The sequence below is a fragment of the Nocardiopsis sp. LDBS0036 genome, assembly GCF_041228755.1.
In the GTDB taxonomy this organism is placed as follows: Bacteria; Actinomycetota; Actinomycetes; order Streptosporangiales; family Streptosporangiaceae; genus Nocardiopsis; species Nocardiopsis dassonvillei.
Window position 1 is genome coordinate 3,326,813 of record NZ_CP141103.1, and the last position, 19,521, is coordinate 3,346,333.

A 19,521-nucleotide genomic window follows, 5' to 3' on the forward strand; every position below is an offset into this window, starting at 1 on the left:
CCCCCGCGCTCCGGCACCGCTCCCGCCCCGAGGCGGCTCCGTGCGCTGGGATCCCGGCACCGCCCCGGGGACGCGGCCCCGACGCGGCGCCGCCCCGGGGCGTCTCCGACGCAGGGCTCGGGATCCGCCCGCCACCCGCCGCGCGGGGCGGCCGTGGGCCCCGGCCGGGGCCCACCCGGCTCAGCCGTTGATCAGCGCGTCCGCGTGCTCGGGGCTCAGGCAGTGCTCGATCACCATGACCGCCGCGCCGACCACGCCCGCGCTCTCGCCCGCCACGGACGAGACGATGCTCAGGTGTTCGGTGGCCAGCGGCAGCGACCGCTGGTAGATGATCTCGCGCACCCCGGCGAGCAGGTGGTCCCCGGCCAGGGCGAGCGCGCCGCCGATGACGATGACCGACGGGTTGAACATGTTCACCGACGCGGCGAGCACCTCGCCGATGTCGCGGCCCGCCTGGCGCAGCGCGCGCAGGGCGGGCACCGACCCGTTGCGGGACAGTTCGACCACGTCGCGGGCTCCGCTGGCGGGCACGCCCTCGGCGGTGAGCGCGGCGGCCAGGGCGGCGCCGCTGGCCACGGCCTCCAGGCAGCCGGTGTTGCCGCAGCGGCAGGGCCGCTCGTCGCCGCTGGGGACGTGGATGTGCCCCATGTCCCCGGCCGCGCCCTGCGCTCCCCGGTAGACGCTGCCCTCGCTGACGATGCCGCAGCCGATGCCCGTGGCGACCTTGACGAACATCAGGTGGCTGGCCTCGGGCCAGGCCGTGTGGTGCTCCCCGATCGCCATGATGTTGACGTCGTTGTCCACCAGGACCGGCACGTCGAGCCGGTCGTGGACGTAGCCGGGCACGTCGAAGTTGTCCCACCCCGGCATGATCGGCGGGTTCACCGCGCGCCCGGTGGTGTGCTGGACCGGGCCGGGCAGGCCGATGCCCAGGCCGAGCAGTTCGTCCACCCGCCGTTCCGTGCCCTCCAGCAGGCCGCGGCCCCGCTCCACGACCCAGTCCAGGACGTGCTCGGGGCCCAGGGCGATGTCCAGGTCGGCGCGCTCCTCGGCGAGCACGGTCCCCGACATGTCGGTGAGGGCCAGGCGGGCGTGGGTGGCGCCCAGGTCGGCGGCCAGGACCACGCGGGCGTCCGGCTGGAACGAGAAGGTCGTGGGCGGCCTGCCCCCGGTGGACACGGCCTCTCCGGCGGGCCCGATGAGTCCGCTGGCGAGCAGGGCGTCCACGCGCTGGGTGACGGTCGAGCGGGCCAGACCGGTGACCGAGGCCAGCTCCGAACGGGTGCGCGGTCGGCCGTCGCGCAGGAGTCGGAGCAGGGTGCCCGCACCGGGTGCGGCGGTCGGAGCGACGGCCGGGCCGGGTCGTCCCTCCGTGTGGGTCAGCGCGTCTTCCGTCATGCGAACAGTGAAGCACAGGATCTATTGACTGTCCGTCATCCGCCTATTGCAGATAGATCCTACGACTTTTGCTTGACGATCGACAGAAGTCCGGCGTACCGTTCGTGGCATGTCAGTGAGTAAGGTCACAAGCCTGGGTGAGGCGGCCGACCCCGGGTCCACCGCCCCCAACGCCTACCGCGCCGCGGTGATCGGTACCGGCTTCATGGGCCGGGTCCACTCCCACGCCGTCCGCGCCGCGGGAGGCGAGGTCGTCGGGGTCGCGGGCTCCTCCCATGGCAAGGCCGAACAGTTCCGCACCGCGCACGGCGTCGCCCGGGCCCACGCCGACGCCCTCGAACTCGTCCGCAGCGACGACGTGGACGTGGTCCACGTGTGCACCCCCAACCACCTGCACGCGCCGCTGAGCCTGGCCGCCCTGGCCGCCGGCAAGCACGTCGTGTGCGAGAAACCCCTGGCCACCGACGCCGACACCGCCCGCGAGCTGGTCCGGGCCGCGGAGGAGGCCGACCGGGTCGCCGTCGTCCCCTTCGCCTACCGCTTCCACCCCATGGCCCGCGAGGCGCGCGCCCGCGTGGCCTCGGGCTCCATCGGCCGCGTCAGCCTCGCCCACGGCGGCTACCTCCAGGACTGGCTCCTGTACCCGGACGAGGACAACTGGCGGGTGGACCCCGAACTGGGCGGCCCCACCCGCGCGTTCGGGGACATCGGCTCGCACTGGTGCGACATGCTGGAGTTCGTCACCGGCGACCGCATCACCTCGGTCAGCGCGCAGACCTCGCGGGTCAACGACACCCGCGCCGGACGCTCGGTGGCCACCGAGGACCTGGTGGCCTTCCAGTTCTCCACCGTGGGGGGCGTGGTCGGCGGCGCCGTCATCAGCCAGGTCTCCCCCGGCCGCAAGAACCGGCTCGTGCTGGAGGTCTCCGGCACCGAGGGCACCCTGCTGTTCGACCAGGAGCGGCCCGAGACCCTCTGGGCGGGCGGCCGGGGCCGCAGCTGCACCATCAGCCGCGACGACCCCGAGCTGAGCGCCGACGCCGCGCGCCTGTCCACGACCCCCGTCGGCCACCCGCAGGGCTACCAGGACTGCTTCAACGCGCTCGTGGCCGACACCGGAGCCGCCATCGCCGGGCAGACCCCCGAGGGCCTGCCGGTGTTCGCCGACGGTTTGCGCGCCGCCGTGCTGGCCGAGGCCGTCCTGACCTCGGCGCGGGAACGCCGCTGGGTCGACGTGCCGGAGGTGGACGGGGCATGAGCGGCCCGCCCCTGCTCCGGATGAGCGGCATCACCAAGTCCTTCCTGGGCGTGCGCGTCCTGCACGGGATCGACCTGGAACTCCACCCCGGCGAGCTGCACGCCCTGGTCGGCGAGAACGGGGCGGGCAAGTCCACCCTGATGAAGGTGCTGGCCGGGGTGCACCGCGCGGACGGGGGCACGGTCGAGCTGGAGGGCGGCACCGTCTCCTTCGAGCACCCCGTCCAGGCCCAGCGCGCGGGCGTGACCACGGTCTTCCAGGAGTTCAACCTCCTGCCCGACCGCACCGTCGCCGAGAACGTCTTCCTCGGCCGCGAGATCCGCCGCCGCGGCCTGGTGGACGCCCGGGCCATGGAGCGGGCCACCGCCGAACTGCTCGCCGAACTCGGCCTGGAGGGCATCGACCCCCGGGCCCGGGTGCGGTCGCTGTCGGTGGCCGAACAGCAGATCGTGGAGATCGTCAAGGCGCTCTCGCACGACGCGCGCATCATCTCCATGGACGAGCCGACCGCCGCGCTGGCCGACCACGAGGTGGAGGTGCTCTACCGGATCATCGGCCGCCTGCGCGAACGCGGCGTGGCGGTGCTGTACGTGTCGCACCGCATGCGGGAGATCTTCGACTTGGCCGACACCATCACGGTGCTCAAGGACGGCCATCTCGTGGACACCGTCCCCGCCGGTGAGATCGGTCCGGCCGAGCTGGTCCGCAAGATGGTCGGGCGTCCGGTCTCGGCGGTCTTCCCCGAGCCCCTGGAGCCGCACGGCGAGCACGTGGGACGGGTGCGGCTGTCGGTCACCGGAGGCGGCAACACCCAGCTGGACGGGATCGGCTTCGAGGTGCGCGGCGGCGAGATCCTGGGCCTGGGCGGGCTCCAGGGCAGCGGGCGCACCGAGGTCGCCCACGCCCTCTTCGGCGTCGAGCGCTTCACCCGGGGCGAGGTCCGCGTGGACGGGCGGCGGGTGGACCCGCGCTCGCCGCGCACGGCGGTGCGGGCGGGCCTGGTGCTGGTCACCGAGGACCGCAAGGCGCAGGGGCTGGCGCTGAACCAGTCGGTGGCGGCCAACGGCCGCCTGGTCCTGGACGCGGTCTGGCCCCTGGGCTCGGCGCGCGGGGCCCGGCGGCTGCCCGGCATCCTCTCCTCCCTGGAGCTGGTGGCGCGCGGCGGCCAGGACCAGGAGGTCCGGTACCTGTCCGGCGGCAACCAGCAGAAGGTCGTGCTGGCCAAGTGGCTGGCCGCCGAACCCGGCGTGATGGTGCTCGACGAGCCCACGCGCGGCATCGACGTGGGCGCCAAGCAGGCCGTCTACCGGCTCATGCGCGAGCTGGCCGCGGCCGGTGTGGCGATCGTGCTCATCTCCTCCGAGCTGCCCGAGCTGATCGGCATGTCCGACCGGCTGGTCGTCCTGCGGGACGGCCGGGTGGCGGGCGAGCTGCCCGGCGGGGCCGCCGAGGAGGCGGTCATGGCGATGGCCACCGGATCGCCGCACCCGGGCGGGTCCGCCGCACCGGTTCCCGGGCAGGACCCGGCCGCCGCTCCACCGGCCGCCGGGGGCGACCCGGCCGCCGGAACCGACAACGGCGGCTCCCCCGCACGGCACGAGGAGGCCGCCCCGTGACACCCCCACCGACCTCCGTCCTCCGGAGCCTGCGCGCCCGGACGGGCACCACCGGGCTGGTCTACCTGGCCCTGGTGCTGCTGCTCGCGGTCAGCGCGGCCTTCGTGGCCGCCCGGGGCGGCAACCTGTTCACCACCGCCAACACCGTCGACCTGCTCACCCGCAGCAGCCTGCTGGGCTTCCTGGCCGTCGGGATGACCCTCGTCATCCTGTGCCGCTCCCTGGACCTGTCGGTCGGCTACGTGGCCGCCCTGTCCACCGTGGTCGCGGCCACCACCATGGCGGGCGACCCCTCCCGGATCGTCCTCGGCGTGGCCGCGGCGCTCGGCCTGGCCGCGCTGATCGGCCTGGTCAACGGGCTGGTGGTCACGGGGCTGCGGGTCAACCCCTTCATCGCCACCCTGGGCATGGGGCTGGTGATCAAGGGCTACCTGGACACGAACTTCCAGGGCCCGGCCGGGGCGGTGCCCGCCGCCTTCCAGGCCTTCGGCTACACCCGGATCGGTGTGCTGCCCGTCTCCACCCTGGTCATGCTGGGCGTGGCGGTGGCGGCGGTGCTGTTCCTGAGCCGCACACGGATGGGCTACCACATCTACGCCGTCGGCGGCGACGCCGACGTGGCCCGGCTCTCCGGGGTCCGCTCCGGGGTGCCCACGGTCACCGCGCACGTGTTGTGCTCGGTCACCGCCGGTGTGGCCGGTCTGCTGCTGGCCGCCCGGTTCGGGACCGGCAGCGCCACCGTCTACTCCGGGGGCTACGAACTGGAGGCCATCGCGGCCGTGGTGCTGGGCGGGACCTACCTGCTCGGCGGGCGCGGCGGCGTGGCCGGGACGGTGGCGGGGGTGCTCATCCTCGCCACGCTCGACACCGTGTTCAACGTGCTGGCGGTCGACCCGTTCGTCAAGGACGTCCTGCGCGGCGTCATCGTCATCGCCGCCGTGGCCGTCTACGCCCGCGGCGGGCGCTCCGCCGTGCGGACGCGCTTCCCCTCCGGCGGCGCGCCGCCGTCCTCCCCCGTGCCGCGGCCCGCCCCGGACACCGGGACCGCCCCCGATCCGGACCCCGGGACGGGATCCGCACCGCAACCCCTCGGAGGCCGCCGATGACCCCGACCCCCACCCAGGACGCGCGCGGCCCGGTCGGGCCGCGCGGACCCGAGTCGCGCGGCCCGGGCCCGCTGGCGGCGCTGGCCGCGCTGGGCCGGGGCGGCACGGCGACCGTCGCGCTGCTGCTGGCGCTGATCTTCGTGGTGATCGCCACCCAGAACCCCTCGTTCTTCGAGGGGCCGCCGCTGATGGCCTTCGCCAAGAAGGCCGCGCCGCTGGTGATCCTGGCCATCGGCCAGTACCTGGTGATCGTCTCCGGGGAGTTCGACCTGTCGGTGGGGTCCCTGGTGGGCGCGCAGGTGGTGATCGCTGCCCGCCTCATCGACGGAGACGAGGCCATGACCTGGCCGGTGATCGGCCTCATGCTGGTCTTCGGCCTGGTCGTGGGCCTGGTCAACGGCCTGGTGACCACGCTGCTGCGGGTGCCGTCGATCATCACCACGCTCGGCACGATGCTGATCCTGTTCGGCGCCGTGCGCTACTGGACCGGCGGAGCGCCCACCGGGGCGCTGACGGAGTCCTTCCGCGTGTTCGGCCGGCAGGGGATCGAGGGCGTGCCCGTCCTCGGCGAGATCCCGTGGGCGCTGCTCATCGCCCTGGCGCTGGCGGCGGGCGCGGTGGTGCTCATGCGCTCGCCCTACGGCCGCTCCCTCGTGGCGACGGGTGACAACGACATCGCCGCCGCGTTCTCGGGGGTGCGGGTGTGGCGGGTGCGCACGATGGCCTTCGTCGGCTCCTCCCTCATGGCCACCGTCGCCGCCGTCCTCATCGGCGGCTACGCCGGGGTCACCGCGCAGGTCGGCGACGGGCTGGAGTTCACCGCGATCACCGCCGTGGTCCTGGGCGGGGTGGTGCTGGGCGGCGGGCGCGGCACCGTGGTCGCCGCCGTCCTGGGAGCCCTGACCGTGGAGGCCCTGTTCACGCTGTTCAACCAGCTGTACCTGCCCTCGACGCTCCAGCCCACGGTGCAGGGGCTCATCATCATCGCCGCGGTGGCCTACGCCGCCCGCCGGGGCGACCTTCGACTGCCGGAGCGCCTGCGACGGCGACCGGACCATCCGACCGAGCGGCCGCTCGGCACTTCCAGGAGGTAACCATGCGCGTCCCCCGCGTGCTGCTCGCCGGCGCCGCCGGCCTGACCCTGACGCTCACGGCGTGTACGACGGACGCCCCCACCGACGCCCCTGAGGAGGCGGGCTCCGAACTCACCCCCGACGGGGAGTGGTTCGACGAGGCCGAGTTCGAGGCGCAGCTGGCCCAGCGCGAGATCACCCCGGAGGGCCCCGAGGACCAGCCCTGGCTCCAGGCGATCGAGCCCGAGTGGATCGACACCTCGGAGTTCACGCACGACGCGCCAGAGGACGCGACGCTGTGCTTCTCCAACGCCTCGGTGTCCAACCCCTGGCGCGTCACCGGCTTCATCACCATGGAGCAACAGGTGGAGGCGCTCCAGGAGGAGGGGCGCATCGGCGAGTTCCGCGTGTCGGACGCCGCCGACGACGACAACCAGCAGATCTCCGACATCCAGGCCTTCGTGGACTCCGGGGACTGCGACGTCATCATCATCTCCCCCTCCACTACCGCGACCCTGACCCCGGCGGTGGAGACCGCCTGCGAGAGCGGCGTCCCGGTCGTGGTCTTCGACCGCGGCGTGAACAGCGACTGCATGGTCACGTTCATCCACCCGATCGGCGGCTACGCCTACGGCGCGGACGCGGCCGAGTTCCTGGTCGATGAGCTGGAGCCCGGCTCGACCGTGCTGGCGCTGCGCATCCTGCCCGGCGTGGACGTGCTCGAACACCGCTGGGCGGCGGCCCAGGAGGTCTTCGCCGACAGCGAGCTGGAGGTGCTCGGCCACGAGTTCACCGAGGGCGACGGCGCCATGATCAAGGACCTGGTCTCCCAGCACCTCCAGCGCGGCGAGGTCGACGGCATCTGGATGGACGCCGGGGACGGCGCCGTGGCCGCCCTGGAGGCCTTCGAGGACGCGGGCCAGCCCTACCCGGTGATCTCCGGTGAGGACGAGCTGAGCTTCATGCGCAAGTGGCAGGAGGAGGACCTCACCGCGATCGCGCCCGTCTACTCCAACTTCCAGTGGCGGACCCCGGTCCTGGCCGCCGGCATGATCCTCGCCGGCGAGGAGGTGCCCTCGGAGTGGATCCTGCCGCAGGAGCCGATCCGTCAGGACGAGCTGGACGAGTACCTGGAGCGCAACGCGGAGATGCCGTCCCTGCACTACGCGAAGTTCGGCGGCGAGGACCTGCCGGGCTTCCCCGAGGCCTGGACGGACCGGTAGGTGCGCGCGCTGGGGGTCAACACCTGGGTGTGGACGTCGCCGCTGACCGACGCCGCGTTGGAGCGGATCGCGCCCCGCGTGGCGGAGTGGGGGTTCGACGTGATCGAACTCCCCGTGGAGGACACGGGCGACTGGGACCCCCGGCGCGCCCGGGCCCTGCTGGACGGGCTGGGCCTGACGGCCAGCGTCGTGCTGGTCATGGGGCCGGGCCGGGAACTGGTCGCGACCGACGCGGCCACCCGCTCGGCCACGCAGGACTACCTCAGGCGGGTCGTGGACGCGGCCGCGGCGGTGGGCTCCCCCGTCGCCGCCGGTCCTGCCTACGCCTCGGTCGGCCGCACGTGGCGGATGTCCCCGCGTGAGCGGGCGGGGATCGGCGCGGAGCTGACCGAGGCGCTGGCCCCCGTGGTCGGGCACTGCTCGGCCGCGGGGGTCCGGCTGGCGGTGGAGCCGCTCAACCGGTACGAGACGAGCGTGCTCAACACGGTGGACCAGGGGCTGGAGATGCTGGCCGACCTGCCCGCGGAGCACTGCGGGCTGGCCCTGGACGTGTACCACATGAACATCGAGGAGCGGGACGTGGCGGCGGCCGTGCGGCGCGCGGCGGGCAGAGTGGCGCACGTGCAGGTGTGCGCGAACGACCGCGGCGCCCCCGGGGCCGACCACCTGGACTGGAGCGCGATCCTCGGCGCGCTCGGCGACGCGGGGTACGGAGGACCCCTGGTGATCGAGTCGTTCACGGCGGACAATGCCAGCATCGCCACGGCGGCCTCCGTCTGGCGACCGTTGGCGGCGACCCAGGACGCGATCGCCGTCGACGGCCTGGCCTTCCTTCGCGCCCTGAGCCGACGAGAGGAGCCGCCGTGCAGGTAGGCAGCGCTCCTCGGGAGCCGCGGTCCGCCCGTACGGGCGCGGCCGGGCTCCACGGGGGACGGGAGCCGGCCGCCGTGTCCGCACCACGGCCGCCGGTGCCCCCGGGCCAGGAGGAAACGTCCACCACCCCCGCTCGGTGCCGCGCTCGCCGGAAAGCGCTGACTGAGGTAGGGCGGCTCCATCCCCACGAGGAGACGTCACCATGCCCGCTCACAAGACCCCCTCCGCCGCCGGATCCGAGTTCCCGGACCCGGTGGCGGACACCCCCGCCACCTGGTGGCTGACCGGGGTGTCGTTCGCGGTGGCCGGTGCCGCCGTCGCCTCCGCCGTGTTCCTCGGCGGTGACGGCGCGAACGGCGCCTCCGCCGCGCCGCAGGCCCCGGCGGACCACCCCGACGCCGAACAGGTCGGTTCGCTGCTCACCCACACCCGCACGGCCCACGAGGGACTCGTCCCCGTGGTGGAGGACATGGAGGAGTTCCTGCCCACCGACGGATCACACCCGCCCCTGGAGTTGACCGAGGCCTCGGTGGTCAACTCCTGGCGCACCGAGGTGCAGGCCGCCTCGGTGCACTTCGGGGAGGTTCCCGAGTCCGGCGGCGCCCACCGGACCGCGCACGCGGGCCTGGTGTCCTCCGTCCGGCTGCTGTCCATGTCAGTCGACACCTACGCCAAGGCCGCCCTGGTCGAGGACGAGGACCTGCGCATGGACGTGCTGCACATCGCCATGGAACTGCGCGACGAGGCGGTCGTGTCGTGGTCGGTGGCGGCCACGCACCTGGACGCGGTGAGCGTGGACGCCGGGCACGGCCACGTCCACCTGTACCTGCCCGCCGCCCCCGACAGCGGCGCCCTCGCGCCCGACGGCGCCGGGGCGGACGCGGGACCGGAGGGCGCCGGGGAGGGCCCCGGCGGCGGACACGACCACTGACCACGAAACCCCCCTACTCCAGGAGGAGACGAACATGCCGCGACCAGTCACCCTGTTCACCGGACAGTGGGCCGACCTGCCCTTCGAGGAGGTGTGCTCCCTGGCCTCCTCGTGGGGCTACGACGGTCTGGAGGTCGCCTGCTGGGGCGACCACCTCGACGTCACCCGGGCCGCCGTGGACGACGACTACGTGCGCGACCGGCTGGACACGCTCAAACGCCACGGGCTGGGCCTGTGGGCGATCTCCAACCACCTGCTGGGCCAGGCCGTCTGCGACGACCCGATCGACCACCGCCACCGCGACATCCTGCCCGCGCGTGTGTGGGGCGACGGCGAGCCCGAGGGCGTGCGCCGGCGGGCCGCCGAGGAGATGAAGACCACCGCCCGCGCGGCCGCCAGGCTCGGCGTGTCCACCGTGGTGGGCTTCACGGGCTCGGCCGTCTGGAAGTACGTGGCGATGTTCCCGCCGGTGGGCGAGGACGTCATCGAGGCCGGGTACCGCGACTTCGCCGACCGGTGGAACCCGATCCTGGACGTGTTCGACGAGGTGGGGGTGCGTTTCGCGCACGAGGTGCACCCCTCCGAGATCGCCTACGACTACTGGTCAACCCAGAGGGCGCTGGAGGCGGTGGGGCACCGTCCGGCCTTCGGCCTGAACTGGGACCCCAGCCACATGGTGTGGCAGGACATCGACCCGGTCGGGTTCCTGTGGGACTTCCGGGACCGGATCTACCACGTGGACTGCAAGGACGCCCGCAAGCGGGTGGGCAACGGCCGCAACGGGCGGCTGGGCTCCCACCTGCCGTGGGGTGATCCGCGCCGGGGCTGGGACTTCGTCTCGACCGGGCACGGCGACGTGCCCTGGGAGGACTGCTTCCGCACGCTGAACTCGATCGGCTACCAGGGGCCGATCTCGGTGGAGTGGGAGGACGCGGGCATGGACCGGCTGGTCGGGGCGGCCGAGGCGGTGGAGTTCGTGCGCTCCCACGCCTACGACCCGCCGGAGGCGTCGTTCGACTCCGCCTTCGGGTCGGACTGACCCGGCTGCAGGCGCGGCGGCGGGGCGGCGCGTACCGGGGATCCCCCTCAACAGGGAGGCGGGGTCAGATCATCGGGGCGATGACCACCCGGTAGTGCCCCCCGTCCTCGGTGGAGACGTCGCAGCGGAAGTCGTTGACCCGGTTGACGGAGCCCTGCACCGCGCTGTCGCCGAAGGCCGCGGTGTCCACCCCGGGCAGGTGTTCGCGGATGAAGGACACCGCCTCCTGGACGGACATGGCGGTGTCCTTCTGCTCTGGGGTGACACGCAGTCCGTTGTCGGTGAGACGGCTGATAACGACCCGGAACATGTGCTGTCTCCCTAGGGTGCCGGGGGGCGGACACCGGCATTCTGCCCCATCGCCTCCCCGGCTGGGAATCCTCCGGGCGGGCGGGGCGCCGGGGCGGCCCGCCCGGTCAGACCTCCAGGTCCGCCTCGATGCCCTTGAGGCGGTGCCTGGCCAGGGCGAGGTTGCCCCGGGAGCGGTCCAGGGCCAGGTAGAGGAAGAGCCCCTGCCCCTTGCGGCTGGTGAGGGGCCGGATGATGTGGTACTGCCCGGACAGGGTGATGAGGATGTCCTCGATCACGTCGTTGATCCCCAACTGGTCCATGGTGCGCATCTTCGCGCGGACCACCTCGGTGTTCCCGGCGGCGGCCACGGTGAGGTCGAGGGTGTTGGTGGAGGCGAGGGTGCCCAGCGCCATCCCGCTGCTGTAGTCGACGACGGCGGCGCCCACAGCCCCCTCGATCTCCATCATCTCCTTGAGCCCGGCTTCGATGTTCGGCATGTCCTTCTCTCTCCTTGACGTGGGTCGGCGCGGCGCCCTGCGGTCGGCGATCCAGCGGCGCAGGCCGGAGGCGCCTCGGCGGGGCTGCCCACCGGTCACGCGGCCACCGGCCGGGGGCGGACGACGGACAGCGTCCGCAGCGCGGTGAGCACGCGTTCCAGCACCTTGCGGTCCACGGACGCGACCGCCGGCGCGGCGGGGCGGGGCAGGTCCCGCCGGGGCGGGCGGTCGGTGTCGTCGCGGGGAGGCGGCACCCTCGCCGTGCGCACCAGGTCGCGCAGCCGCCGCAGGGTGAAGCCGAGGCTGCCCTCCGTGCGGCCCATCCGCACCCGTACGCACAGGTCGGAGCCCTCCAGGACGGCGAACAGCACGTGGTGGTCGGCGTCGGTGACGACGACGTCCTCCACCCGCTGGTCGGCGCACAGGGGACCCTCCCTGACGGCTCTGAGGATCGCCGCCGCGTCCGCGGCCGGATCGTCGGCGCCGGCGTGGGCGAGGACGCGCCCGCGCCGCCAGTCCACGAGGCAGGCACTGCGCACCCCCGGCGTCTGGAGCATCTCCCGCAACTGCTGCTCGAAGCGCACGTCGGTCCTTTGCGAAGGCTGGGGCCGGGACTCGCGTCGGCCCGCGACGAATCAGGCTAACTGTCCTTTGCGGACATCACGAGAATAGGCGTCATGCGTTCGCAGCGCAGCCTTTTCAGTGATTTATTGTGTTATGCCTGACCGGAGGGGGTGGCGGAAAGCCGAAAGGAGGACGAGGGGGCACCGGAGCGTGTTTCGCCCCGCCGGGAAAGGTGATCGTCCCCGGTGTCGCGCGAGGTCACTTTTTCTCCCTTTCGGGAGTTTCGGGACCTCGGACCCGGGTGGTGTCGGTGCGGGGGGCGGGCGGAGCGGCCGCCCGGGGAGGGACGGGGGAAGGGGGCGGAGTGGTGAGCAGGGTTGACCGGGGGCACGGGTCCGTGGTGCGGCGAACGCGCGGCGGCGCGGGATCAGAGCCAGCTGACCTCGGAGGTCTCCAGGTCGTAGCGGGCGGGGACCACGTCCAGGCGGCCGGACTCGACCAGCTCGCGCAGGTCGGCGTCCACGCGGAGCTGGTCGGCGATGTACTCGGCGTTGGCCCGGACGCAGGCGTCCACGAAGTCGCCGCCCTCGTCGGGGGTGGCCTCGACCACCGGCAGGATCCCCTCCACCAGGTAGCCGACGTGGCCGTGCGGGACCTCCCCGGTCTCGTGGGCCTCCACGGCGGCGCTGACCGCGCCGCACGAGGAGTGCCCCAGGACGACGATGAGCGGGACCGCCAGGTGCTCGGCGGCGTAGCTGATGCTGCCCAGGACGGACTCGTCCAGGACCTGGCCCGCGGAGCGGATGGTGAACAGGTCGCCGAGCCCGCGGTCGAAGACCAGCTCGGGCGCCACACGGGAGTCCGCGCAGCCGAGGATCACGGCGAAGGGGCTCTGGCCGCGGGCCATCTCCTCCCTGCGGGCGGGGCCCTCGTTGGGGTGGCGGGAGTCGTACCGGCGCCAGCGCCTGTTGCCCCGCTTGAGGAGGCGCAGCGCCTCCGCGGCGTCCCCCGGCTGGGGCGCGGGCATGGGAGCCGACCAGGCTGGGGCGGAGACGGCGGTGGCGACCGCGGCCCCGACCCCTCCGGCGAGGGAAACGCGCAGGGCGTTACGACGGGTGATGGCCATGTGGGGTCTCATTCTTGACGTCGACAAATGTGGACTTTTGCCGCCAAACGAGGGCCAAATTACTCTTGCTCCACGAACCAGTTCAAGGGTTTTTAACGCGCTCCTAACGCCCTTCCCGGAGGCGCACACTCGGAACGGATGCGAAAAAAATCCCTTTCCGTGCCGCTGAACTCGCACAACGCCGCGCGCGGACGTTTTCCCGCGATTCGGCCCGCCCTCTCCGGGCGTGACGAGACGTGCTTCTCGCAGCACTCCGCGCGACCGGTCGGCGGGTGCGGTCCGGGGGCGTCCCGGGCCCGGGATAGGATGTATTACCAACCGACCGTTCGTTAAGAAATCCTCGTGGAACCCGGCGACGGCGGACGCGCCCGCGGCCGTCCCCACCCACGGAGCCGCTCCCACCAGGTAGATTCGACAACCGTGTCCAGATCTTCCCCTGTCGAACCAGCGCCCTCCCGCCGCGGGGCAGCGGGGCGGCGACGCTCCGGCCGCCCCGGCCACGACGCCGACTCCGTCCTGCGCGTGGCCGCGCGCGTGTTCAACGAACGCGGGTACGACGGCACGAGCATGGAGGACCTGGCGCGCGCCCTGGGCGTGACCAAGTCGGCCATCTACCACCACGTCACCGGCAAGACCGAGCTGCTGCGCCGCTCCCTGGACCTGGCCATGGACGCCCTGTTCGCGGTCACCCGCGAGGAGGCCTCGACCACCGGCCCGGCCATCGACCGCCTGGAGCACGTGCTGCGCGGCAGCGTCCGGGTGCTGGTCGAGGAGCTGCCCCACGTGACCCTGCTGCTGCGGGTGCGCGGCAACACCGAGGTGGAGAAGCGCGCGCTGGAGCGGCGCCGGGCGTTCGACCACCTGATCGCCGACCTGGTGCGCGAGGGCGCCGCCGACGGCGACATCCGCCCGGACGTGGACCCCGCCGTCGCGGCCCGCCTGCTGTTCGGCATGGTCAACTCGATCTCGGAGTGGTACAAGCCGGACCGCGGGCTGGACTCCGACGAGATCGCCGACACCCTGGCCAGGATCGCCTTCGCGGGTCTGCGTGCCTGAGGGCCTGAGAGCCTGAGGGCCCGGACGGAGCCGCCGCCGACGCGAGGGCCCGGCGGAACTGAGGGTCGCACCCCTGTTCCCTTGCGTTGCCGCTGGCCACATCAGGCCACACACGTTGGAAAACACCCCTGGCGCATCAGTCTCAGGCCTCCCTACTATCCATGGAACCCGTCCGAAATGGGACCAAGGTCATGGAAAGTAGTGCGCCGTGCTCGACCACCTCGCCCAGGACTGGCTGACCCCCTCCATCGCCTTCGCGGTCTCGGTGATCGGGTCGTTCCTCGGCTTGTCCTTCGCCTCACGCGCGCGCCGGACGAGCGGACTCGTCCGGTGGCAGTGGCTGTCCCTGGCCTCCCTCGCCCTGGGCGGGGTGGCCGTGTGGTCGATGCACTTCATCGCCATGATGGGCTTCTCCCCGCCCGGCACGGCCATCCGCTACGACGCCGCGCTCACCGTGGTCAGCGGGGTCATCGCCATCGCGGTGATGGCCGTGGCGCTCACCCTGACCATCCGCGGGAGGACGACCCCCCGGCTCCTGCTGGGCGGTCTCATCGCCGGGACCGGCATCATCGCGATGCACTACCTCGGCATGCTCTCGATGAACGTGCACGGGCAGATCCACCACGACCCGCTCTACGTCGCCCTGGCCTGCGTGATCGCGCTGGCGGCCGCCACCGCCTCCCTGTGGTCCGCCTCCCGGCTGCGCGGTCTCCCCGCGATCACCGCCGCCTCCGTGGCCATGGCCGTCGCGGTGACCACCATGCACTACACCGGCATGATGGGCGTCCACTTCACGCAACCGCGCTTCTCCCGGCACAGCCCCCCGGACGGTTCCAGCGCGCCGGACCTGGTTCTGCCCCTGCTCGCCGGCCTGTTCGTCTTCATGCTGATCTGCAGCCTCTTCCTCCTGCTGGGGGTGGAGGAGGAGCGCCCGGACTACTCCCGGCGCGCGCCCGCCCCCGCCGCGCCCGCCTCCGGGAGCGCACCGGAGGAGCCCGCCGCCGGGGAGTACGTGCCGCGGCACGCCACCGTCCCGAGGACCGTGCCGTCCGACGACGTGTGGACCAGGCGCCGCTGAGCCGCCCCGGCCCCGCCCCAGGGCCGGCGCCCGGAAAACCCGTGGTGCGCTCCGCCCCGGCGGTCCTACACTCGCGGAGGCGGAGCGCGCCGTGTCCTCGGCGCCGACGACGGAGAGGAAGCAGTGATGACCGTTCCTGCGCATGGTTCGAACCCGACCTTCCCGACCGTTCGCGAGCCCTGAGGGGCGCCTCCCCTCCTGACGGCTCGCCGCTCCAGAGAGTCCGTCGTGAACACGTACGACAGCACAGACACACCCGCCGCCTCCCCGCTGACCGCGCTGGGATGGAACCGCCGCGTCGAGCGGGCCTTCGACGCCGTCGCCGCGGCGAGCCCCCACCCGCTGCTCCCCGCGCGCGTCTCCTCCTCCCGCCGGGGCGGGGCGGTGATCCGCCTCCCCCGCGAGGCCGCCGCCGACTACTCCCCCGCCGTCACCAGGGCCGCGCAGGCCGACCCGTCCTCCGCCCCGTGCGGCGGCGACTGGGTCGCGGTGCGCCGCTCCGGCGACACCTGGGTCGTCGAGGCCGTCCTCGAACGCTCCGGCAGCCTCGTCCGCCAGGGCGTGGCCCGCGACTCCCACGACCAGGTCCTGGCCGCCAACATCGACGGCGTCCTGGTCTGCGAGGCCGCCGACCAGGGGCCCAACGTGGGCCGCCTCGAACGCTTCCTCAGCCTGGCCTGGGCGAGCGGGGCGACCCCGGTCGTGGCGGTCACCAAGGCCGAACTGGCCGGGGACCGCCTCCCCGAGGTACTCGAACTCGTCGGCTCGGTGACCGCGGGCGCCGACGTGCACACCGTCAGCGCGCACACCGGCCTCGGTGTGGAGGAACTGGCCGCGCGGTTCCTGCCCGGCACCACCTGGGTCCTGCTCGGCACCTCCGGAGCGGGCAAGTCCAGCCTGGTCAACGCGGTGGCCGGGCGGAAGCTGATGGACACCGGCGAGATCCGCCACGACCGGCGGGGGCGGCACACCACCACCCGCCGCCAGCTCCTCCAGCTGCCGGGCGGAGCGCTGGTCCTGGACATCCCCGGGGTGCGGCGCATCGACGTGCCCGGCGACGCGCGGGGCGTGGACCGGACCTTCGCCGACGTCTCCGACCTCGCCGAACAGTGCCGCTTCCGGGACTGCCGTCACGGCAGCGAGCCCGGCTGCGCGGTCACCGCCGCCGTGGACGAGGGCGAGCTGGACGCCCGGCGGCTGGAGCGCTGGAACCGGCTCCGGCGCGAGTCCGAGTGGAACCGCTCCCGGGGCGACGCGCGACTGCGCGCCGAGCGCCGCAGGCAGTGGAAGGCCGCCGACCGGCAGGGCCGGGAGAACTCCCACCCGTCACCCGCCACCACCCTCAACGGACGCGCTTCGCGCGCAGCCTTCCCGCGCAAGCGGGGCGGCTAGAGCTGGCGCGCCGCCTGCGGCGTGGGCGGCGCGCGGTCGCCAGGGCGGGGTCCCCGCGTTCCCGGCGGGACGCGCGGCCCCGCCGCCGTTCGTGACGGCGGGGGTCCGGATCCGCGGATCCCGGGGTCAGAACCCGAAGGCGCGTCCCGCGTTGCCCGCGATGATCCCGGCCAGTTCGTCCTCGTCCATGCCCTTGACCCCCGCCAGCGTCCGCAGCGTGTGCGGGATCAGGTAGGGGGCGTTGGGACGGCCCCGGTAGGGCTTGGGGGTGAGGAAGGGCGCGTCGGTCTCCACCAGCATCAGCTCCGGCGGCGCCGCCGCGGCGGCCTCGCGCAGGGATTCGGCGCTGGCGAAGGTGACGTTGCCCGCGAAGCTCATGAAGTACCCGTGCTCGGCGCACACCTTGGCCATGGCCGCGTCGCCGGAGAAGCAGTGGAAGACCACCCTGTCCGGCGCGCCCTCCTCCTCCAGGATCCGCAGCACGTCCTCGTGGGCGTCGCGGTCGTGGATCATCACGGCCTTGCCGTGGCGCCTGGCGATGTCGATGTGGCGGCGGAAGGACTCCTCCTGGGCCCGCGCGCCCTCGGGACCGGTGCGGAAGGTGTCCATGCCGGTCTCGCCGACCGCCACCACCTGGGGCAGAGCGGCCAACTCGTCGACGGCGGCCAGCTGCGCCTCCAGCTCCGCCGTCCCGCCGGGCTCGCGGAGCTTGCCCGCCCAGTCGGTGTCGTCCACCTCCACGCCCGGGGCGCCGTCACCGTGCACGATGCGCGGCGCCTCGTTGGGGTGCAGGGCCACCGCCGCCCACACCCGGCCCGGGTGCGCGGCGGCCACCTCGGCCGCCCACCGCGAGGAGGCCAGGTCCACGCCCACCTGGACGAGCGGGGTCACCCCGACGCCCTCGGCGGCGGCGATGATCTCCTCGACCTCCGGGGTCTGCATGTCCATGTGGGTGTGGCTGTCGGCGACCGGTACGCGCAGGGGTTCGGGTACCGGAGGGGGCGTCTGGTCGTTGCGCTCCCTGACCGCTCTGCCGCTGCGCTTTCCCATGCTCACGTTCCTCCACGAAGAAGCGCCGACGGGCGGTGCCCGCCGGCGCGGTCGTCCTTCTCCCCGCCGCGGCCGGGGCCTACCCGGCGGCGCCCTCCAGGCGGGCCAGCTCCTCGTCCACGACCGACTGGTCGAGCTTGGCGAACAGCGGCTCCGGACGGCCGAGCGGGGTGCCCACCGCGATCGGCCGCGACTCCCAGCGCGCCTCGTTGTCGGCGTAGTCCCCGGTGATGACCGGGTACTCCACCTCCTCCTCCGAGCCGCCGATCGTGTCGCGCCCGGCGTCGATGCGCGGCATGCCCGTCCAGGTGCCGGTGCCGCCGAGCATCGCGTACACCTTGTTAGCCGACTCGGGCAGGTACGGGGTGAGCAGCGTGTTGGCGTCCTGGACCAGCTGGAGCGCCACGTGCAGCACGGTGGCCATCCGCTCGGGGTCGGTCTTCTTCAGCGCCCACGGGGCCTGGTCGGAGATGTACTTGTTGGCCTCGGCCACGGTGCGCATGGCCTCCTGCAGGCCCGCCTTGAACTGGGACCGCTCCAGTCGCTCCCCCACCCTGGCGAACGCGGCCCGCGAGTCCTCCAGCACCCGGCGGTCCTCGTCGGTCAGCTCACCGGCCGCCGGGATCTCGCCCAGGTTCTTGGCCGCCATCGAGATGGAGCGGTTGACCAGGTTGCCCCACGCCGCCACCAGCTCGTCGTTGTTGCGGCGCACGAACTCGGCCCAGGTGAAGTCGGTGTCCTGCGTCTCGGGACCGGCGGCCATGATGTAGTAGCGCAGCGCGTCGGCGGAGTAGCGCTCCAGGAAGTCGCGCACGTAGATCACCACGCGCCGCGAGGAGGAGAACTTGCGCCCCTCCATGGTGAGGAACTCGCTGGAGACCACCTCGGTGGGCACCTTCAGCTCGCCCAGCGGGCCGGGCTCGCCGCCCCGGTCCCCCTCGCCGTTGTGGCCCAGCAGGATCGCGGGCCAGACCACCGAGTGGAAGACGATGTTGTCCTTGCCCATGAAGTAGTAGGACCGGGCCTCGTCGCCCTGCCACCAGCGGCGCCAGGCCTCGGGCTCACCGATGCGCCGGGCCCACTCCACCGACGCCGACAGGTAGCCGATGACCGCGTCGAACCACACGTACAGGCGCTTGTTGGCGTTGTCGCTCCAGCCCTCCAGCGGGACGGGCACGCCCCAGTTGAGGTCGCGGGTGACCGCGCGCGGCTGGAGGTCCTCCACCAGGTTCAGGGAGAACTTGAGGACGTTGGGGCGCCACTGCCCCTCCTTGCCCTTGAGCCAGGTGGTCAGGGCGTCGGCGAAGGCGGGCAGGTCGAGCATGAAGTGCTCGGTGTCCACGAACTCCGGCTTCTCGCCGTTGATCCGCGAACGCGGCGAGATGAGGTCGATCGGGTCGAGCTGGTTGCCGCAGTTGTCGCACTGGTCGCCGCGCGCGCCGTCGTAACCGCAGATGGGGCAGATGCCCTCGATGTAGCGGTCGGGCAGCGTACGGCCGGTGGACGGGGACACCGCGCCCTTGGTCGTGTGGGCGAACACGTACCCGTTCTCGTGCAGCGCGGTGAACAGCTGCTGCGCGACGGCGTAGTGGTTGCCGGTGGTGGTGCGGGTGAAGAGGTCGTAGGACAGACCCAGGCCCACCAGGTCCTCGGCGATGATCCGGTTGTAGCGGTCGGCCAGCTCCCGGGGGGTCACGCCCTCCTGGTCGGCCAGGACCTGCACCGGGGTGCCGTGCTCGTCGGTCCCGCTGACCATCAGCACGTGGTTGCCCGACATTCGCTGGAAGCGGGAGAAGACGTCGGAGGGGACTCCGAAGCCGGACACGTGACCGATGTGGCGCGGTCCGTTGGCATAGGGCCAGGCGACCGCGGTCAGGATGTGACGATTCGACGACATGACCCAAGCCTAAAGGTACTGCCGCGCCGTGCTGAACTCCATTTCCCGCGCAC

At 73.1% G+C, this 19,521-nt stretch carries 18 protein-coding genes; 11 read left to right on the forward strand and 7 right to left on the reverse strand.

The annotated features are described in order from the left end of the window. Positions 1-180: 180 nt before the first annotated feature. Positions 181-1,398, reverse strand: coding sequence for an ROK family transcriptional regulator (locus UIS43_RS13945; RefSeq protein ID WP_013155056.1), 1,218 nt, complete (start codon positions 1,396-1,398; stop codon positions 181-183). Between the two features lie 115 nt (positions 1,399-1,513). Between UIS43_RS13945 and UIS43_RS13950 the strand changes: the two genes are divergently transcribed. The 8 genes from UIS43_RS13950 to UIS43_RS13985 all read left to right on the forward strand — a co-directional run bounded on the left by UIS43_RS13950 (position 1,514) and on the right by UIS43_RS13985 (position 10,517). Then, positions 1,514-2,656 (forward strand): Gfo/Idh/MocA family protein, encoded by a 1,143-nt coding sequence (locus UIS43_RS13950; protein ID WP_370013251.1) that lies wholly within the window; start codon positions 1,514-1,516, stop codon positions 2,654-2,656. After that, positions 2,653-4,272 carry a sugar ABC transporter ATP-binding protein gene (locus UIS43_RS13955; protein WP_370010246.1) on the forward strand — a complete coding sequence of 540 codons (1,620 nt, stop codon included), beginning with the start codon at positions 2,653-2,655 and terminating at the stop codon, positions 4,270-4,272. Before UIS43_RS13950 ends, UIS43_RS13955 begins: the two co-directional genes overlap by 4 nt. Continuing rightward, complete coding sequence (locus UIS43_RS13960) at positions 4,269-5,378, forward strand: ABC transporter permease (protein ID WP_370010248.1); 1,110 nt, start codon at positions 4,269-4,271, stop codon at positions 5,376-5,378. The genes UIS43_RS13955 and UIS43_RS13960 overlap by 4 nt, the downstream gene beginning before the upstream one ends. Continuing rightward, on the forward strand, positions 5,375-6,472 hold the full coding sequence (locus tag UIS43_RS13965) for an ABC transporter permease (protein ID WP_370010251.1): 1,098 nt from the start codon (positions 5,375-5,377) through the stop codon (positions 6,470-6,472). The genes UIS43_RS13960 and UIS43_RS13965 overlap by 4 nt, the downstream gene beginning before the upstream one ends. Positions 6,473-6,474: 2 nt before the next feature. Further along, a complete protein-coding gene (locus UIS43_RS13970) occupies positions 6,475-7,674 on the forward strand; it encodes a substrate-binding domain-containing protein (RefSeq protein WP_013155061.1) in 1,200 nt (399 codons plus the stop codon). After that, positions 7,675-8,547, forward strand: coding sequence for a sugar phosphate isomerase/epimerase (locus tag UIS43_RS13975; RefSeq protein WP_013155062.1), 873 nt, complete (start codon positions 7,675-7,677; stop codon positions 8,545-8,547). A gap of 202 nt (positions 8,548-8,749) precedes the next feature. After that, positions 8,750-9,478: a hypothetical protein gene (locus UIS43_RS13980; RefSeq protein ID WP_013155063.1), complete on the forward strand. Its 729-nt coding sequence runs from the start codon at positions 8,750-8,752 to the stop codon at positions 9,476-9,478. A 34-nt stretch (positions 9,479-9,512) separates the two neighbouring features. Beyond that, positions 9,513-10,517, forward strand: coding sequence for a sugar phosphate isomerase/epimerase (locus UIS43_RS13985; RefSeq protein WP_013155064.1), 1,005 nt, complete (start codon positions 9,513-9,515; stop codon positions 10,515-10,517). Positions 10,518-10,581: 64 nt separating this feature from the next. On the opposite strand, the gene UIS43_RS13990 is transcribed toward UIS43_RS13985, so the two are convergent. The 4 genes from UIS43_RS13990 to UIS43_RS14005 all read right to left on the reverse strand — a co-directional run bounded on the left by UIS43_RS13990 (position 10,582) and on the right by UIS43_RS14005 (position 12,995). Then, positions 10,582-10,827: a hypothetical protein gene (locus UIS43_RS13990; RefSeq protein WP_013155065.1), complete on the reverse strand. Its 246-nt coding sequence runs from the start codon at positions 10,825-10,827 to the stop codon at positions 10,582-10,584. Between the two features lie 106 nt (positions 10,828-10,933). Continuing rightward, on the reverse strand, positions 10,934-11,305 hold the full coding sequence (locus UIS43_RS13995) for a hypothetical protein (protein ID WP_013155066.1): 372 nt from the start codon (positions 11,303-11,305) through the stop codon (positions 10,934-10,936). A 95-nt stretch (positions 11,306-11,400) separates the two neighbouring features. Continuing rightward, positions 11,401-11,889 (reverse strand): hypothetical protein, encoded by a 489-nt coding sequence (locus UIS43_RS14000; protein ID WP_370010257.1) that lies wholly within the window; start codon positions 11,887-11,889, stop codon positions 11,401-11,403. A gap of 407 nt (positions 11,890-12,296) precedes the next feature. Then, positions 12,297-12,995: a carbonic anhydrase gene (locus UIS43_RS14005; RefSeq protein ID WP_013155068.1), complete on the reverse strand. Its 699-nt coding sequence runs from the start codon at positions 12,993-12,995 to the stop codon at positions 12,297-12,299. A 522-nt stretch (positions 12,996-13,517) separates the two neighbouring features. Between UIS43_RS14005 and UIS43_RS14010 the strand changes: the two genes are divergently transcribed. From UIS43_RS14010 to rsgA, 3 genes are all read left to right on the forward strand, one after another. After that, positions 13,518-14,051: a TetR/AcrR family transcriptional regulator gene (locus UIS43_RS14010; RefSeq protein WP_049800319.1), complete on the forward strand. Its 534-nt coding sequence runs from the start codon at positions 13,518-13,520 to the stop codon at positions 14,049-14,051. Positions 14,052-14,259: 208 nt separating this feature from the next. Beyond that, positions 14,260-15,129 carry an MHYT domain-containing protein gene (locus tag UIS43_RS14015; protein ID WP_013155070.1) on the forward strand — a complete coding sequence of 290 codons (870 nt, stop codon included), beginning with the start codon at positions 14,260-14,262 and terminating at the stop codon, positions 15,127-15,129. A gap of 228 nt (positions 15,130-15,357) precedes the next feature. Then, the gene (gene rsgA / locus UIS43_RS14020; RefSeq protein ID WP_370010260.1) at positions 15,358-16,521 is read left to right on the forward strand and encodes a ribosome small subunit-dependent GTPase A; all 1,164 of its coding nucleotides are present in this window, start codon (positions 15,358-15,360) and stop codon (positions 16,519-16,521) included. Between the two features lie 126 nt (positions 16,522-16,647). Here the strand turns inward: rsgA and UIS43_RS14025 are convergent, their stop codons facing one another. Both UIS43_RS14025 and metG read right to left on the reverse strand, forming a co-directional pair. After that, positions 16,648-17,571 (reverse strand): TatD family hydrolase, encoded by a 924-nt coding sequence (locus UIS43_RS14025; protein ID WP_013155072.1) that lies wholly within the window; start codon positions 17,569-17,571, stop codon positions 16,648-16,650. A gap of 79 nt (positions 17,572-17,650) precedes the next feature. Next, complete coding sequence (gene metG, locus UIS43_RS14030; protein ID WP_013155073.1) at positions 17,651-19,468, reverse strand: methionine--tRNA ligase; 1,818 nt, start codon at positions 19,466-19,468, stop codon at positions 17,651-17,653. Positions 19,469-19,521: the final 53 nt, after the last annotated feature.